We start from the raw sequence: 16,192 nt of genomic DNA, 5'->3' as shown, positions 1-16,192 counted from the left end.
TCTCCTGATCAATTCAATTAACGTTTTCAGAATGCTACCGCAACAGAAGTCACGAATCTTTCATAGCCATCAATAGCCTTATTCTGAAAGCGATTGAGCTGAACTTCGCCTTTCAAATAAACACGTGGCGTTACAGAGATATTTAACCCTGCTACGATTGTATTCATTGCATCATCATCTACATTCGTGTTTGGGTCAAATACTTCATAGCGGAAAAATGGCGTGTACATATCCAGAATTGTGTATGCTGTCTGAGCATAATATCCCAAAATATCCACATAATTTCCGGTCGGTGTCATTTGGGCGTTAACCGTTTCCTGCTTTGCCATAACACCTTCTAATTCAATCAGAAATTCATATTGGGTGAATGCCATATCCAACGAAAGTGCAGATTGGCGGGTATCCATTGCGTTACCGTTTTTTTCGTTGTAATAGGATGAGCCAATCGTAAATCCTGTGATGCCGGGAGATAGCCTAACCATACCTCCCACAGCTTTGTTGGTGTTGTTATCTTGTTTTGCGGGTTTTGGCCCGCTTCCGTTGCTCGCAAAAACATGATACTCGCCGGACCAGCTATCCGTAATAAAAATTCCCAAAACCTGAATACCTGTCGCAAATTTACCATAAAGTCTTTGGCTGTTTCCTAACGGATTCGCGTGCTCGCCATATACTGCATTTGGAAGAAAACTGGAAAGGAAAGTAGGTGTTGCATCGTGTTTTAAGTTGTATAAACCAAAAGGAGTTAACATTTTTCCAAATTTAAAACGCAGAGCATCTGTGTATTTATATTCCAGCCAGGCACGTTCCATCGCCACCAAGCCAGAGCCTTCGCCATCTTCAATTTCCACACCGTGTTCCCATTCAATTTCTGAAAATATGCGGAACCGTTCATCTAATTGAAAAGTGGTAATTACATTAAAATGGTGCTGGTCAAATGTCCATATTTTTCCTTTGGCATCTCTGTTGTTAACTTCTGCCTCGAGATCAAAATATCCATATATAGACATTCTGGAATCTTGTGCAGAAAGCACCATTGAAAACATCAACCCAATCAAAAGAATGAGCGTTTTTTTCATCTTGAAATCCTTTCCTGAAAATAGATATCCGAAAATTACTATCGATAAATAAGCGTTTGGATGGTTTTAAATTTAATTGGTTTGCCTTTGTAGGTACCGGGTTGGTAACGATAATTTGTTAATGTTTCGATACTGAGCGTGTTTAGCCACTCGAAGCTGGATGGTTCAATAAGTTCAACAGATTCCACTATTCCCGATTCGTTGACCAAACAAATCGCTCGGACTTCTGTGAATCCTTGAATATCCCAAACTTTAGTATTACGCGGTTTGGCTTTTTTGATTAACCGAACCGGCTGATCCAGCAACGAATCGCTCACAACTGTCAGCGGTTGAAAATCGGTTGAATTTGATGGTGTTGGGTTTGGCAATAGTTGCGTTGCGGGTTTCGATGAGGGGACTGAACCACCGGAATTTATGGCAGTTGGTCTATTTGCATTATTTGCCGATGGAGTGTTCTCTGAAACTTTATCTGACGGTAATGGTTGTGTCCGGTTCGCGATTGTTGGTGATGAACTGGTGCCAGTTTGATTTGCGGATATCGCCGGTTCTTTTTCAACCGGCGTTTCTGGGGTTATCGCAATTTTGGAGTCATCGGAATCTTGTTGAGCCTTCAGATTGTTAAATGATTTCCGGTTTTCAACCGCCCGTTTTTCTGCAATAAGCAACGCTTTGGTTTCATCTATTTTGTATAAAATTTCCGGATCATTGGGTGAGATAATCAGGTAATTTTCATAAAACTCAATTGCAGAATTATATCGCCCGGAACGCTGGGCACGATCACCGGTGGATGCATAAAACCGTTTGATTTCTTCCAGCATTTCAATGGCTTGAGCGTTATTGGGGTCAATTTGCAATATTTTGAGGATTGTTGAGAAGGCGTTGTCATCCTCTGGTACCAAATATCGCTGCATTTCAAATGATTTTTTAGCCCTGGAAAGCAAGTCGGAAAGCTGGCTGTTTATGGCCGTTTTCTGCTCAACAATTGTCAGATGCCCAATCCTGATGTCATCTGCTTTTTGGTTCGCCAATTGTGCCAATGGGCTTTTTGGGTGTTCATTTGCTAGTTTGCTAAATGCTTGAAAAGCCTGAAGATACTGCTGATCATTATACAGTTGATTTGCATGAACAAAAAGCGCATTTGCCTTGGCTTCAATTTCTGCAATGTCTTTTTGTGATTGATTTTTCCAGACCAGCCAAAGAACAACGGCAACAACCAGAATTCCTGCAAGACTGTATAGCAGTGGTAACGTGCGGCTTTTGGGGGAATGGGATTTGATTGGTGTTGATCTGTTAAAAACAGATGTCGGTGCAGCTGTTGATGGGGTCGGTTTTACGGCTGGTGAACCGCCTTCCTGTATCGAAAATCCTCTGTTTTGCTGCCGTAATGGCGATTGGCGAGGTAGCTTTTCATCTGCTCCCGGTTGGGTTTGTTGAGCATTCAATGGTGTGCCACATTGAATGCAAAGTGTGTTTTGAAAATTATTTGCTACACCACAAACAGCACATCTGACCATATAACATTCCTGTTAGAATTCGTTAATATTTAGACTTAAAAATTCCATTTTGGATTCAGTTGAGAAAAAAGCCTTGCGGTAAAAAAATTATAGTAACAATAAATTGTTTTCGAGAACAACGGGATGATTTTATTTGCCGCAACAGCAAGTGTTTATACATCTATTTGGGTAAAAAAATAATGGCTAATGAACCACTCAGGATAAATAAAGGAACCGGGTGCATGTTTTCATGTGCTCAAGCGCAACAAAAGAAAGGTACAAAAAAAAACCGGGAGCGATAATACTCCCGGTTTTGGTCTTTAACTTGCCTGAGGAGGCTTTGGGGGTTGTTTATTCTCTTGGTAACACAAAGTCGATAATTTGCCGGCGCCCGTCACGTTTGATTTGCAGTAACACTGCATCACCCGGCTCAATTTCTTTGATCGCTGCGGCAAATTCACCGGTGTTGGTGATGCGGCTGCGATTGATTCGCATGATCAAATCTCCGCGTTCCAATCCGGCGCGTTCAGCAACGCCACCCTGCGCAATTCCCTGAATAATCACGCCGTAATCGCTGTCGCTCAATCCGTATTCGGATCGCAGCGAATTGGTGAGATCCTGCACGGTCAAACCGAGGTCTTCTATCTCATTGGAATTACTGGAATTACCGGCTACCAACTCATCCGGAAATTCACCAAGTTCCACTTTCACGGATTTTTCTTTTCCGTCCCGCAACAGTTTCAAGGTCACTTTGTCGCCGGGATTTTTGGAGCCGATAACCGAGCTCAATTCTGTTGGTGATTTTACGGTGTTGTCATCAACACCCAGAATAATATCACCCGGCTCAACGCCATCTTTTTCGGCTGGGCTGTTTTTTTCGATAGAACGGATCAACACGCCATCGTCATTTTTCATATTATACATTTCGGCAACTTCTTTGCTGACGGGGCCAATTTGCACACCCAGCCATCCGCGGGAAACTTTACCGTCTTCCAAAATATCCTGCATCACATCTTTGGCGAGATTTGAGGAAATCGCGAATCCGATGCCGGAATTTTGTCCGGTTCGGCTGGCGATTGCCGTATTGATTCCCACCAATTCGCCGCGCAAATTAACTAATGCACCACCGCTGTTTCCGGGATTAATGGCTGCGTCTGTCTGAAGAAAATCCTGAACGCCGGTTAATCCACTAACCTGACGCCCTTTTGCGCTGATAATTCCTGATGTTACAGTGTGATTATATTCCGGGCTGAGCGGCGAACCGACAGCCAAAACCCATTCGCCAACCCGAAGATTATCGGAATTGCCGATGGGAACGATCGGTAAATTATCCGCATCGATCTGGATTACCGCGATATCGCTGCGGGGATCGGTGCCTGTAACTTTTCCGGGGAATTCGCGACCGTCCATCAACTGAACGATGATGTCATCCGCATCGCGGATCACGTGATTGTTGGTGAGGATAACCCCGTTGGACTGAACAATCACACCGGAGCCGAGCCCCTGCGATTTGAATTCGCGCTCACGGTCGCCCTGCGGTCCAAAAAAATCTTCAAAAAACGAAGGCATTCTGGGCACGCGCTGGCGAACCGTTGTTTCTGTTGAAATGGTTACAACCGCAGGGTTAACACTTTCGGCAACATCTGCAAATGCGTTGCTGAGTGCGTAAACCATGTTCAAATTACTGTTGGTGCTTTGATTGGGTTGTCCGGAATTTTCGCCGGTTTTGGGCGGATTCGGTGAATCTGCATTACTAATGTTCGGGATGCCAAATCCGGCTGCCAAAATCAAACCCACAATAATTCCTGCAAAAACCAACGTTGCGCTAAACAAACTGGATTTGTGCTGTGACATAAGTTAACCTCTTGATTATTTTACCTTTATTAAACTCAGTTATTTCGGCAAGATGACGATTTGCATCGTTGCCCATATTTTTGTTTTCGTGAATTATAAACGCTATTGATGAAATGAAGTTTCTCAACTAAAAAAAGTTTACCCAAAATTTACAATTGGCGCTGATTTTTTTTGGGAGAAAAGTGGCGGGAATAAACGAAGAATATCGCGACATACGAAAAAAAGGGCGAGCCGTTTGCCCGCCCTTTTCAATTTGAATTTGCGATTAAAGCAGCTCGGCAATGGATTGGTTGGCGCGAATCAGTTTCATTCCGGCATCGGCGAAGCGCTGATAGGCAGCGTTGGCATCATCGGTAAAATCGACCACATCGGGAATGCAAACTGCGGAGGAACAATCGTCCAGCAGATAAATTTTTTCCACAAACGCGGGATTTTCTTCTTTGATGCTGGCCAGCAAATCAGAGATTGTCCACGCGACGCAGTGGCTTTTTGCCTGTCCGGCGATAATCACGGCATCGTAAGCGAGCAGCTTTTTGAGCAACGCATCATTTTTTCCGACCATCAACCGTCCGTTGGCATCGTGGGTAACTTCCGGATTAATTGCGGAATAATGTTCGGTTAACGGATGACTGCCTTTGATCTGAATATCCGGCTGGCTGTTGCGGGCGATGCCGTGAAAAAATATGGCTTCCTCAAACGCCGGAACCAGCGCATGCCCGATTCCGCCGAGCATTGCATGATACGGCCAAATCATCAGCTGATATTTGCTGTTGCGCTCTAACCGTTGGGTGTAGTAAAGCAGGTGTTTTTCCATAAAATTTGTGGAATAGCCGAGTTGTTTTGCCAAATCTGCATTAAAACGCCATTTGCCTTTGGTGATATCGGTGGAAGAAATCATCGTTAACGGTGCGGGATGATTGCCTTTTTCATCCACAAAAAAGAAGCTGTGGAAAATTTGCATGGCCTGGTGGGTGTCCATTGTGGGAATAATTTGGGTAATGAACGGCAGATTTTGGTAAATAAATTTGCACAACCGCCGGGTATCGTCTACCGCGCCTTTGCCGCTGCGGCCGCCCACAAACAGTTCGTGACCGGGAATGCAAAAGGTGTTTTGCATATCGATAACGAGCATGCACACCTTCTTTTTATCCGAAATCGCTGGTGAAATTTTATGTTCGCGCTGCCATTCTCGGGCTGCGCCGGCAATTTGCTCATATTCAACCTTCCAGATTTTGCTAACATTTTTTGGTTTAAAATGTGGTGGAACGGGCAAAGTATGTTGCATCGGAAAGCTCCTGTTTTGTTGATTTGCATTCGTCAATCGGGACTAATGTAAGATAACTCCGGCAGAAATTAAAGATCAACCTAAAAAGATGGAACAGGTTTGTTCAAAAAAAAAGAAACTGTTTGGAATACATGGTTTCGTGTTTTAATTATAAAACCTGTCAAATCTTCATCAATATATGAAGTTTTGGCGCAACTAACTCAAAATAACCCATTTATTCTCTGAATCCGGGAATATGTTATGAAACTAACTTCCGCTTTTAACAGCCCGGTGTTGCAATCTTTTGCAATCCCGTATGTGTTGAATCGCTGTAAGCTAAAAAATGCGCGAAACGGATTAATGAATTGCATGATCTGTTTTGCCCAAAAAATTCTGGTTGTTACCGTTTTCCTGCTACTTTTAGTCCTCATACAAGAACCCGGTCTGGCGCAACAAACCGGTGATCTTGAAGCTCCCCAATTTGTGACTCCCACTGAAAACATCGTTAATGCCGGATACATACGGATTCGCTGGATGGCCATCCCTTCGGATAACCAAAACGAAACGGTTGAATACGAACTCCAACAATCCACCGAAAAAGATTTCGGGAATTTTCGCGTGAAATACAAAGGTGTTGACCTGGCATCTTATGTTTCCGGTTTGCCAAACGGGACGTTTTACTACCGCATTAAAGCCATCGATACCGCAACAGGCAACGAAAGTTTGTGGTCTGCGCCAATTAAAGTTGATGTTGTCCACCATTCCCTGACGCTGGCGTTTTGGCTGATGGGAATCGGCAGTATCGTGTTTTTCGCGACTGCCGGCGTAATCTGGCACGGCACACGTTCGGCTGCAAACGAGCAATAATTCCACTTTTTTTAATTTGAACCGAAGCCACATCGAAAATAAAAGGAGGCTGTAGTGGCTCACCAAACGGCAATTCTTTCCCAGAATGTGGGATGGGTTTTACTGGCTATTTTAAGCATTTTCTGGATTGCCCTGGGCATTTATTGGGGCAAAAAAGCCAAGGATATGGAAGGTTTTATGCTGGCAGGGCGCAACGTCGGTTTGGCTTTGGGCGCTGCAACCGCAATGGCAACCTGGGTTACCTCCAACACAACAATGCTGGCGCCGCAATTTGCACTGCAGTTGGGTGTTTGGGGAATGCTGGCATATTCTACGGCTTCGTTCGGGCTGTTTATGTTTGCACCGCTGGCAAAACGCATTAAAGGATTGATGCCAACCGGCTACACCAGCGGCGATTTTATCCGGCTGCGATACGGCAAACGCGCCTGGTTGCTGTTTCTCATCATTTCTATTTTTTATGGTGTAACCTGGATGATCAGCATGGGCATGGCCGGCGGTATCTTGATGAACGCAATTACAGGAATTCCATATGTTTACGGTATGTCTGTAATTCTGCTGGTTTGTGTTATTTACACGCTGTTTGGCGGATTGTATGCGGTTATCGGAACAGATTTTATCCAAAGCCTGATCATTTTGATCGGAATTGTTGCTGTTGGTGCGGGCATTTTAATGAACACGGATATGACCCAGGTGCACACCGATTTACAAAAAGACAGTCCCATGCTCATCAATATTTTATTGCCTGCGGCGATTATGGCATTTTTTAACAACCTGCTGTTTGGTGTCGGCGAAATTTTTCACAGCAACGTGTGGTGGAGCCGGGTCTTTGCGATGCGGGCGGATGTGGGACAGAAAGCATATTTGCTGGGCGGATTATTTTGGTTGCCTGTGCCGGTTGCCGCCGGATATTTTGCACTTTCCAGCGGCACTTTGGGCATCAACATCACAAGCCCGGATATGGTTGGCCCGCTCATCGCTTCGCAATTGCTGGGTGAAATCGGTTCGGTGATTGTTTTTGTGGTGCTGTTTTGCTCGCTGGCGTCCAGTATCGATAGTTTGTTGGCAGCGACTTCGGATCTGGTAACGGAAGACATCTACAAAAAATGGCTCCGTCCGGATACCAGCCCGGAAAAGCTCCGAAAAATGTCCGCATGGATTATTGTGTTTATCGGCGTGCTCACCTGGCTGATCTGTTTGCCGCGCGTCGGCACGCTGGCGGATGTCCTGTTTTTTGCCGGTCCCATGGTTGGCAGCACCATTTGGCCGATCGTTACCGGATTATACTGGCGAAAAGCCAGTGCAACAGGTGCATTTTGGGGAATGTTGCTGGGCTCGTTGTGTGGTCTGGTTTCGTATTTCGAGCTTGGCTGGTACACATCTTCGCTGATCGGTGCGGCTGTTTCGATGATTGTGGTCATTATCGCCAGAGTCGTTTCGAAAACGTCGTTCGATTGGAAGGATTTAAATGAAGCGTCAAATCACTAAAAATAATGAGGTTAAGATGTTTTTCTCAGAAATTTTCCTGACTTGGTGTGTTCACCTTGCGTTATGGCTCACCGGGGTTTCGGCGCTCACTTTAATCGGATTAATAATCCGCGATTACCTTAAAAAGGAGATCTGGTAATGGAAAAATTTAGTCAAACAGATATTGATGTAAAAGAAATTAACCCTCTGGAATCCGAAGGGTTATATCCAAATCCGGAAGAACTGATTTCCGACGACAAAATTCACCTGAGTATTTTGGAACACCTGATCGGGCAATCCGTGCTTTCGGTTCAACAATTTGATAAAAACATGGTGATGGAGCTGTGCAAATTTGCGGCGCTTTTGGAAGCAACGGAAATTTCCAGCAGTCATCCGCTGGACGGAAAGCTGATCATCACTGCGTTTTTTGAAGCGAGCACCCGCACCCGCTTATCGTTCGAAAGCGCTGTGTTGCGGCTCGATGGCAAAATTATCAGCATTCCCGACGGCAAAGTTACCGGCACAGCCAAAGGCGAATCGTTGGCGGATATTGGCGAAATGTTCAACGCATACGGCGATCTGGTCATTATGCGGCACACGGAAACCAGTTCCATTCACGAAATTTCCGAAAAATTGCGTCTGCCGCTGATCAATGCCGGAAACGGCACCGGCGAACACCCCACTCAGGCGCTGGCGGATTGGTACGCTATTTTAAAATGGCGCCCGGATTTGAAGCAACCGCGCATCAAACCGGAAAACAAAATACATCTCGGTATTTTGGGAACGCCGGGCAGCATGCGTGCTGTGAAAAGTTTTCTGCTGATGTCGCTGTTGTTCAAAGATTGCATCGAGCAAATTTCCATTATTTCTGAAATGGCCGATCCGCTCGGCTACGATGCCCGAAACGAGCTGGAAACGGTGGGTGTACCGTTCAAGATCACCAATAATATCAACACGGTAATTTCGGATCTGGATGTGATTTATATGAACTCAATCGCGTTTTTGGGCGACAGCTACAAAACGCTGGATTCGCGATATAAATTACACGAAAACAGTCGCTTAAAGAAAAATGCAGTTGTGCTGCACCCGCTCGCACGGCTGGATGAACTGAGCCCTACGCTGGACGGCACGCACCATAATCTGTATTTTACGCAGGCACACGGTGCGGTTTTTGTGCGGCAGGCGTTGCTCATTTCTATTTTGAACTGTTTCGACCGGCTGCCGAAAAATATTCCGGTAGTGAAGTAAAACAATCAGAGCATTCATTTTTAGCATGGAGGAAACGCATGTGCGGTATTGCCGGATATTGGCAACTCACAGGAAACCCGGATAATCTTGCCCCGAACGCCAAACGGATGGTAAAAGCCATTCGCCACCGCGGCCCGGATGGTGAGGGATATCATATTGATTCAAACAATGGGTTGGCGATGGGTCACGCCCGGCTGTCCATTATCGGACTGGATTCGGGTGATCAACCCATCACCACCGCAGAAAAAGACCTGGTTTTAACCGTCAACGGCGAATTTTACGATTACAAACGCATTCGCACATCGCTGGTGCTGGATGGCGCGCGGTTTTCCACAAAATCCGACAGCGAGATTGCCATGCATTTGTATCGCAAACACGATCTGGATTTTGTGCACCATTTGCGCGGCGAATTTGCCGTCGCATTGTTCGATAAACAGAAACAGCGTCTCATTTTAGCCCGGGACAGATTTGGGATAAAACCGCTGTTTTACCATCGCCAGAACGGAAAAATATTCTACGGTTCAGAAATTAAAGCAATGTTCGCGCACCCGGAAGTACCGCGGGCATTTGATAATCAGGCTGTTTTGCACCAGCTAATGCACACGATGGTGCCCGGCAGCAGCGCATTTAAAGATGTTTACGCCATTCAACCGGGGCATATGTTGGTCATCAGCAAACGCGGCAACGGTTTTGATGTGAAAGAAATTTGCTATTGGGATGTCAATTTCCCACGGGCGAATGAGCGCGATCAATCCCGGTCGACACCCGATCACATCGAAAATGTGCAGCGGCAACTCACCGAAGCTGTCCGGCTGCGGCTGGAAGCGGATGTGCCGGTAGGCTGCTATCTTTCCGGCGGCATCGACAGTTGTTCGATGTTGGGATTGGCGGCGAACATGCAGCAATCGCATGTGAAAGCGTTTACCATCAGTTTCGATAATGCGGCGTATGACGAATCCGCCATCGCCCGGCAAATGGCGGAACGGGTGGAAGCTGATCAGGAAATGCTCAACCTCACCGCCGACGATTTATACGGCGACAATTTTCTGAAAACCGCATTTCATGCCGAACGCACATTTTACAACACGCTGGGCGTGGCAAAATGGTGCATGAGCAAACGCGTTCGCGAATGCGGCTACAAAGTGGTGGTCACCGGCGAAGGCTCGGACGAATTGTTCGGCGGCTATCCGGCGTTCAAACGCGACATGTTCCGGCACGGATTGAAAGATCTGCCGGAATCGCAAGTGGCGGAATATCGTGCGAAAATGGATGCCAGCAATAAAGTATTCAGCGGTGCCATTCTCGCGGAAAAAGATGTTTCCCACCCGGATTTTGAGGCGCTGTGCGGATTTACGCCATCGTGGATACAGCCGTGGATGCTAACGTTAAATCTCGCGCGGCCATTGCTGCACGATGATTTGCTGCACGATTTGCGGGATTACGATCCCATTTCCGCCATCGTTGCAAAGCTGGATCGCCGGCAAATTGAACATCGCCACGTGCTGGACATTGCCCAATATACCTGGATAAAAACCATGCTGGAATGCCAGATTTTGAACTGGGGCGGCGACCGGGTGGATATGGCAAACGCGATGGAATCGCGCCCTGCGTTTCTGGATCATCACGTTGCGGAAGCAGCGCGGGATATTCCGCCACATTTGCGTATCAACGGCGATGTGGAAAAATGGGTGCTTCGCGAAGCCATGCGCAATATTTTGCCGGAAGTGCTTTACAAACGCGAAAAATTTGCGTTCATGGCACCGCCCGGACACACCGAAGAGAAAAAACGCAAGGCATTGCAACAACTGCTGGACCGGTTTATGAACGAAGACAGCATCCGCAATGCCGGGCTGTTTGATGTGAAGCGGTTAAAGCAATTTATTACGGACTATCACAGCGATACCGATGCCACATCGCTGGTGCGCAAGGATGCGCTGGTGAATCATTTGTTGGTATTGCATGTCTTGCACAAACAATTTATCAAACAAGAAACCGTTTATTAAAATATTCGACTCCTGAATAAACAAAAAGCCCCGTAGTGGTTAGCTGCGGGGCTTTTTTATTTGTGGAGACGCCGGGAGTCGAACCCGGGTCCGAAAAGGAGATTGCCAGTGCGTCTACATGCTTAGCCGAACGGTTGAGTTTTGCGCATCGCGGGCAGTCCGGCGAGCCTTCGTTACGCTAGCCCGGATTATACGATCATCAACGCCCGGGCGGCATTAATGAAAGACCCATCAGAGTCGGCGTTCATCCACTTCCCGGATGGGTGCGAGTCGTGGTGAACGGGCTTTAACGCTTAATTAAAATTAAGCAGCCATTGCATAATCATAGTCGGCATTTAAACCGATTTTTCCCACTAATTTCGGGGTAGTGAGGATCCCGGCATGCAGCCCCAACCTTCGTCGCAATTCGTCGAAGCCGTTTCGTCCCCGTTATCAAAGATCTGTTTTTATTACAAGCCGGGAAAGTTAAAGTTCCGCAATCCTAAAAACAAGCCGGTTTTTTCATTCTGAAAATCGGTTTTTGTATTTCACAATCGTTGGTGAAAAACGTATATTTCGGTTCGTATTTACACAGGGCTGCAATTTGCAATCCTGCTGTTTTGCGCATCGCGACGTTGTCTTTTTATCACGGAATACTCAAATTCTAACACTCGGCCGAACAGGAGATGTCTATGAGAAACTGCATCGGTATACGCAGGGAAAACAAATACTTAACGGAAAAACGCGCACCGCTTTCACCCTATCAGGTGATGAAATTGATCAATCTTCATGGTTTACACGTTGTGGTTGAACCATCCGATACCCGCATTTTTTCCAACGATGAATACGAAAAAGTAGGCGCGGAAATTTCCGAAGATTTATCCAATTGCAACATCGTTTTCGGAATCAAGGAAATCCCGGTTGAGAGCCTCGAAGAAAAAATGGCTTACTGTTTTTTCTCGCACACCATCAAAGGGCAGCCGTATAACATGCCCATGCTCAAAAAAATTCTCGATCAAAACTGCACCTTGCTGGATTATGAGCTGGTAACCGACCAACGGGATAAACGGGTGATTTTCTTCGGCAATTTTGCCGGATACGCCGGGATCATCAACTCGATGTGGGCTTTGGGTAAACGTCTGCAAACTGAAGGCGTGCATACACCGTTCGCGAATCTGCAGCAGACCTGCCGATACGAAAGCCTGGATGAAGCCAAACGCGCCGTTGGTGAAGTCGGGGAGCGCATCAAACGGGATGGCTTGCCGGATTCGATGGTGCCGTTTGTGTGCGGTTTCACCGGCTACGGACAGGTTTCCAAAGGCGCACAGGATATGTACGAACTCCTGCCATCGCAAACGTTGACGCCCGAAGAACTGCCGGAATTTTTTGAAAAAGGCGATTTTTCCCGTTACACGGTTTACAAAGTGGTGTTCAAAGAAGAGCATATGTTTGCACCAAAACCGTATCAGGGACGCGAAAAACGATTTAATTTGCGGGAATATTTCAGCAATCCGGAGCGGTATTTCGGGACTTTCCACAATTATGTGCCATACCTGACCATGGTTATCAACGGCATTTACTGGACGCCGAAATGCCCGAAACTGATCACCAAAGAATATCTCAAAGAATTGTATCAGCAGAGCGAAAACGTCCGGTTGAAGGTGATTGGCGATATTTCCTGCGACATCGACGGATCGATCGAAATGACCGTGAAAGCGACCAGTTCGGACAATCCGGTTTATGTGTTCGACCCGGAAACCGAAACCGTGCAAGATGGTTTCGAAGGGCGTGGTCCGGTAGTGATGGCTGTGGACAAACTGCCAGCGGAACTGCCCCGGGAATCATCGGAATACTTTGGCGGCTCGCTGATGCCTTTTGTGCCGGAACTTGCCGATGCAGACTTTTTTACCCAATGGGATCGTATTCGCATGCCCCGCGAATTCCGTAAAGCGATGATTGTCCATCGCGGGAAATTAACCCGTAGTTTCAACCATTTGCAGCAATCATTACCCAAAGAATGATCAAAATGAAAATACGTATCTACAGAAAAAACAAAGACATACCGTTGCCGGAACGCCAAACTGCGCGTTCCGCAGGGCTGGATGTTTACGCCGCCGAACGCAAAGAATTGTTCCCCGGAAAAGTGGAAGTAATCGCCACCGGACTGGTGATTGCCGCACCACCGGGATTTTTCTATAAAGTGCATATCCGCAGCGGTTTGGCAGTGAAAAACGGCATTTGCCTCGCCAACGATGTGGGCATTATCGATGAGGATTATTGCGGTCCGCAAGATGAGCTGAAAATTGCATTGGTGCGACTTTACAATCCCAACGATCCGCAGAAAGATGTACCGTTTGTGATCGAACGCGGCACGCGCATCGCGCAGATCATTTTTGAACGCAATGCGTTGCCGGAAGTGGAGTGGGAAGAAATGGATTCGCCCGATTTCGCCGGGAAAACCCGCGGCGGGTTCGGTTCCACGGGCATCGCCTGATTTTTTAACACCGAAAATTTGATGGTCATTCTGAACGAAGTGAAGAATCTGTACGATTGCATCGCTTGCGATTCAGTTGAATAGTGCAATCGTCACCGCGATATATAATTAAAAACTGCGTCCCGCGCCGCCGCCGCCGGAGCTTCCGCCGCCAAAACTGCCGCCGCTGAAACCACCGCCACCACCAAATCCGCCACTGCCAAAACCACCACTGCGCCCGGATGTCGGTCCGCCGACCCAAATGGTGGGTTTGGGCTGACGCACCCGTTTCGGAATCCGGCTTTGTTTGCGCTCCTGATGCCCGCAGCCCGGGAAAACGCATTTCTGTTCAATTTCCCGAGTGCCTTCGCGGGTATAACTTGGCTCTTGCAATACATAGGTTCGCAGCCGCAGCGTGCGGTGTTTGCATTTCGGGCAGTTGGAAAATCCGCCCATAAATTTGCGTTTTACGGTCACTGTCTGGCAGTCGTCGCAATGCCAAACGCGATAATCGATGCTGCCGATTTCTTCCTCAAACTGTTGGTCTGCCGAGAGATACGGTTTCTCCTGTTCTGGCGAAAGCAGCCGCATTTTTTGTTTGCAACTCGGGCAGCGCTCGATGCGTTTGCGGAGGATCACAAAAACGATCACCAACCCGATCGACAGCATCAGCAGCCACGGAAATAGTGAAAATTCGCGTGTTCGAGATGATTCCGCAAAACCACGCACATCGTCGGGATCGCGCATGAGGACTCGTGACATCTCCCGAACGCCATCCACCAAACCGCGCCCAAAATCGCCATCGCGGAAACGCGGTATCACAACATCATCCAAAATTTGCCCGACCCTGCCATCCGGCAAAACGCCCTCTGCGCCGTAACCGGTTTCTACCTCAATTCGCCGGTCGCCCATGGACAACAGCACCAAAACGCCGTTATCGTTGCTGCCTTTGCCAACGCCCCACAAATTGAATAAATCCGTGGCAAATTCTTTTACCGATCGCCCGTCCGTTTGTCGAATGATGACCACCGCCATTTCAACGCTGGTTTGCGATTCCATTGTGGAAATTATGGCGTTAATTTGGCTGATTTCCTCTGCGGATAGCGTTCCGGTTAAATCCGTTACCCAATTATCCAGCGTGGCGCGCGGATTGGGCACCTGTTGCGGTATTTCTGCAAACAGCAAGCCGTTAAACAGAATAATTGCTATTTGTAGATAAAACAATAAGTTGTGGACTGAAATCGATCGATTTTTCAACATATCAGGCTTTCGGGGAATCCGTTTCGGGTGAAATGCTATCCAAATTCGATTGCATCAATTTGTCGATTTCGCGAATGGCGGTTTGCATCGCCGAAAAATAATCGCCGTTTTTGAGCTGCGGAACCACTACCGTATCCAGAATTTCACCGGATTCCGGATCGGAAATAATCGGTTCCCAGCCGTAGCCGACTTCGCTTTCCACCCTGCGATTTTCCTCCGCGAGCAAAATTGCGATGCCTTTGTGCCGGTCGTCGCCAATTTGCCAGCGGTTGAACAGCCAAAAAACATATTCGGACGCCTTCACCGGATCGGCGTTTTGTATTGTGATAATGACCAATTCTCCGGCATATTTTTGGGAAAATTCTATCAATTGTTCGGTCAATAATTGCTGTTCATCCTGCGAAAAAAGTCCGGCAAAATCGTTTACGCTGCCGTTTTGTTGCGGTGGTTTTGGCAGCAATTTGTCGAGATCGGCAATCGTAAAATGACATCCTTCGCAAGCTGGCACTTCATCGGTTACAATTAATCCACAGCGGGGGCATTTCATTTTTGGCGTTTTCTCCAGAGCATTTTATTTGTTTTCACAACAAAAAGTTAGCGCGAAAGCGGAATCTTTCAAACCAAAAAAAATCCCCGTATGATTGCCACACGGGGATTTTATGAATGGTTGAAACGTCAGATGCTCAGAAATTTTGTGCCAACGCCACAGACTCAACCTGGTTTTTATCCATCTCATATTGGGCAACATAAGCCAATACATGCCGTTGAACTACCGGATCTTTCTCAAATTTGGTGCTGCGTTTCAGGAAATACATTGCCCAGTTGCTGTTCATTTTGGAAATTGCAGCGAGTGCCAGCAATCGCACATTACGGTCTTTGTTGCTGCGAAAAACGTGAACCACATCAAACAACGCATCGCGAACATCCAGATTTTCGCCGTGGCGAATTACCAATTGCATTGCCGAGTGGCGCAATCCGGCGTTATCCGATTTCAGCGCATGCACTAGATTTTCGCTAAACAAATCCCAATTTACTGTGGCTTTGGTTTGGGCATTTGCAGTTGCGAAACCAAATACACATACACTTAACAACATTATCCAGGTTATTTTCGAAAAGATTTTCATGGTAAATCCCCTTTCATTTCTGAAAGATTCAGGTTTTACCTCCGCCTGAAATATACTACGGGAGCGTTTGAAAATAAGTTGCCGCCC

At 46.9% G+C, this 16,192-nt stretch carries 13 protein-coding genes and 1 other RNA gene; 6 read left to right on the top strand and 8 right to left on the bottom strand.

From position 1 onward, the window contains the following. Window positions 1-26 precede the first annotated feature (26 nt). The 4 genes from H6629_04260 to H6629_04245 all read right to left on the bottom strand — a co-directional run bounded on the left by H6629_04260 (window position 27) and on the right by H6629_04245 (window position 5,708). Window positions 27-1,076, bottom strand: coding sequence for a hypothetical protein (locus tag H6629_04260; protein ID MCB9067007.1), 1,050 nt, complete (start codon window positions 1,074-1,076; stop codon window positions 27-29). A 38-nt stretch (window positions 1,077-1,114) separates the two neighbouring features. Next, on the bottom strand, window positions 1,115-2,518 hold the full coding sequence (locus H6629_04255) for an energy transducer TonB (protein MCB9067006.1): 1,404 nt from the start codon (window positions 2,516-2,518) through the stop codon (window positions 1,115-1,117). A gap of 402 nt (window positions 2,519-2,920) precedes the next feature. After that, a complete protein-coding gene (locus H6629_04250; GenBank protein ID MCB9067005.1) occupies window positions 2,921-4,423 on the bottom strand; it encodes a DegQ family serine endoprotease in 1,503 nt (500 codons plus the stop codon). A gap of 265 nt (window positions 4,424-4,688) precedes the next feature. After that, window positions 4,689-5,708: an isochorismatase gene (locus tag H6629_04245; GenBank protein MCB9067004.1), complete on the bottom strand. Its 1,020-nt coding sequence runs from the start codon at window positions 5,706-5,708 to the stop codon at window positions 4,689-4,691. A 240-nt stretch (window positions 5,709-5,948) separates the two neighbouring features. On the opposite strand from H6629_04245, the gene H6629_04240 reads away from it, so the two are divergent. The 4 genes from H6629_04240 to asnB all read left to right on the top strand — a co-directional run bounded on the left by H6629_04240 (window position 5,949) and on the right by asnB (window position 11,269). After that, window positions 5,949-6,554, top strand: coding sequence for a hypothetical protein (locus H6629_04240; protein ID MCB9067003.1), 606 nt, complete (start codon window positions 5,949-5,951; stop codon window positions 6,552-6,554). 54 nt (window positions 6,555-6,608) lie between these two features. Beyond that, complete coding sequence (locus tag H6629_04235) at window positions 6,609-8,039, top strand: sodium:solute symporter family protein (protein ID MCB9067002.1); 1,431 nt, start codon at window positions 6,609-6,611, stop codon at window positions 8,037-8,039. A gap of 138 nt (window positions 8,040-8,177) precedes the next feature. After that, window positions 8,178-9,266 carry an aspartate carbamoyltransferase gene (locus H6629_04230; protein MCB9067001.1) on the top strand — a complete coding sequence of 363 codons (1,089 nt, stop codon included), beginning with the start codon at window positions 8,178-8,180 and terminating at the stop codon, window positions 9,264-9,266. 38 nt (window positions 9,267-9,304) lie between these two features. Next, window positions 9,305-11,269: an asparagine synthase (glutamine-hydrolyzing) gene (asnB, locus tag H6629_04225; protein ID MCB9067000.1), complete on the top strand. Its 1,965-nt coding sequence runs from the start codon at window positions 9,305-9,307 to the stop codon at window positions 11,267-11,269. Between the two features lie 60 nt (window positions 11,270-11,329). Here asnB and ssrA read toward each other — a convergent pair. Then, window positions 11,330-11,697: a transfer-messenger RNA gene (gene ssrA, locus H6629_04220) on the bottom strand. Window positions 11,698-11,940: 243 nt separating this feature from the next. Between ssrA and H6629_04215 the strand changes: the two genes are divergently transcribed. Continuing rightward, window positions 11,941-13,269 carry a hypothetical protein gene (locus H6629_04215; protein MCB9066999.1) on the top strand — a complete coding sequence of 443 codons (1,329 nt, stop codon included), beginning with the start codon at window positions 11,941-11,943 and terminating at the stop codon, window positions 13,267-13,269. Between the two features lie 5 nt (window positions 13,270-13,274). Next, window positions 13,275-13,742 (top strand): dUTP diphosphatase, encoded by a 468-nt coding sequence (gene dut / locus H6629_04210; protein ID MCB9066998.1) that lies wholly within the window; start codon window positions 13,275-13,277, stop codon window positions 13,740-13,742. 108 nt (window positions 13,743-13,850) lie between these two features. On the opposite strand, the gene H6629_04205 is transcribed toward dut, so the two are convergent. The 3 genes from H6629_04205 to H6629_04195 all read right to left on the bottom strand — a co-directional run bounded on the left by H6629_04205 (window position 13,851) and on the right by H6629_04195 (window position 16,105). Further along, window positions 13,851-14,981, bottom strand: a complete 1,131-nt coding sequence (locus tag H6629_04205; protein ID MCB9066997.1) for a TPM domain-containing protein — start codon at window positions 14,979-14,981, stop codon at window positions 13,851-13,853. 1 nt (window position 14,982) lies between these two features. Beyond that, entirely contained in the window at window positions 14,983-15,528 is a 546-nt protein-coding gene (locus tag H6629_04200) for a TPM domain-containing protein (GenBank protein ID MCB9066996.1), read from the bottom strand. Window positions 15,529-15,664: 136 nt separating this feature from the next. Continuing rightward, window positions 15,665-16,105: a hypothetical protein gene (locus H6629_04195; protein MCB9066995.1), complete on the bottom strand. Its 441-nt coding sequence runs from the start codon at window positions 16,103-16,105 to the stop codon at window positions 15,665-15,667. Window positions 16,106-16,192 lie beyond the last annotated feature (87 nt).

The organism is Calditrichia bacterium (genome assembly GCA_020634975.1).
Lineage (GTDB): Bacteria > Calditrichota > Calditrichia > RBG-13-44-9 > J075 > JACKAQ01.
This window is presented reverse-complemented; position numbering and strand designations above follow the sequence as displayed.

Excerpts from the sequence above, each read along its gene's own strand:
- H6629_04260 (MCB9067007.1), bottom strand. The coding sequence starts at position 1,076 with ATGAAAAAAACGCTCATTCTTTTGATTGGGTTGATGTTTTCAATGGTG.
- H6629_04250 (MCB9067005.1), bottom strand. The coding sequence starts at position 4,423 with ATGTCACAGCACAAATCCAGTTTGTTTAGCGCAACGTTGGTTTTTGCA.
- H6629_04245 (MCB9067004.1), bottom strand. The coding sequence starts at position 5,708 with ATGCAACATACTTTGCCCGTTCCACCACATTTTAAACCAAAAAATGTT.
- H6629_04240 (MCB9067003.1), top strand. The coding sequence starts at position 5,949 with ATGAAACTAACTTCCGCTTTTAACAGCCCGGTGTTGCAATCTTTTGCA.
- H6629_04230 (MCB9067001.1), top strand. The coding sequence starts at position 8,178 with ATGGAAAAATTTAGTCAAACAGATATTGATGTAAAAGAAATTAACCCT.
- asnB (MCB9067000.1), top strand. The coding sequence starts at position 9,305 with ATGTGCGGTATTGCCGGATATTGGCAACTCACAGGAAACCCGGATAAT.
- H6629_04215 (MCB9066999.1), top strand. The coding sequence starts at position 11,941 with ATGAGAAACTGCATCGGTATACGCAGGGAAAACAAATACTTAACGGAA.
- dut (MCB9066998.1), top strand. The coding sequence starts at position 13,275 with ATGAAAATACGTATCTACAGAAAAAACAAAGACATACCGTTGCCGGAA.
- H6629_04205 (MCB9066997.1), bottom strand. The coding sequence starts at position 14,981 with ATGTTGAAAAATCGATCGATTTCAGTCCACAACTTATTGTTTTATCTA.
- H6629_04200 (MCB9066996.1), bottom strand. The coding sequence starts at position 15,528 with ATGAAATGCCCCCGCTGTGGATTAATTGTAACCGATGAAGTGCCAGCT.
- H6629_04195 (MCB9066995.1), bottom strand. The coding sequence starts at position 16,105 with ATGAAAATCTTTTCGAAAATAACCTGGATAATGTTGTTAAGTGTATGT.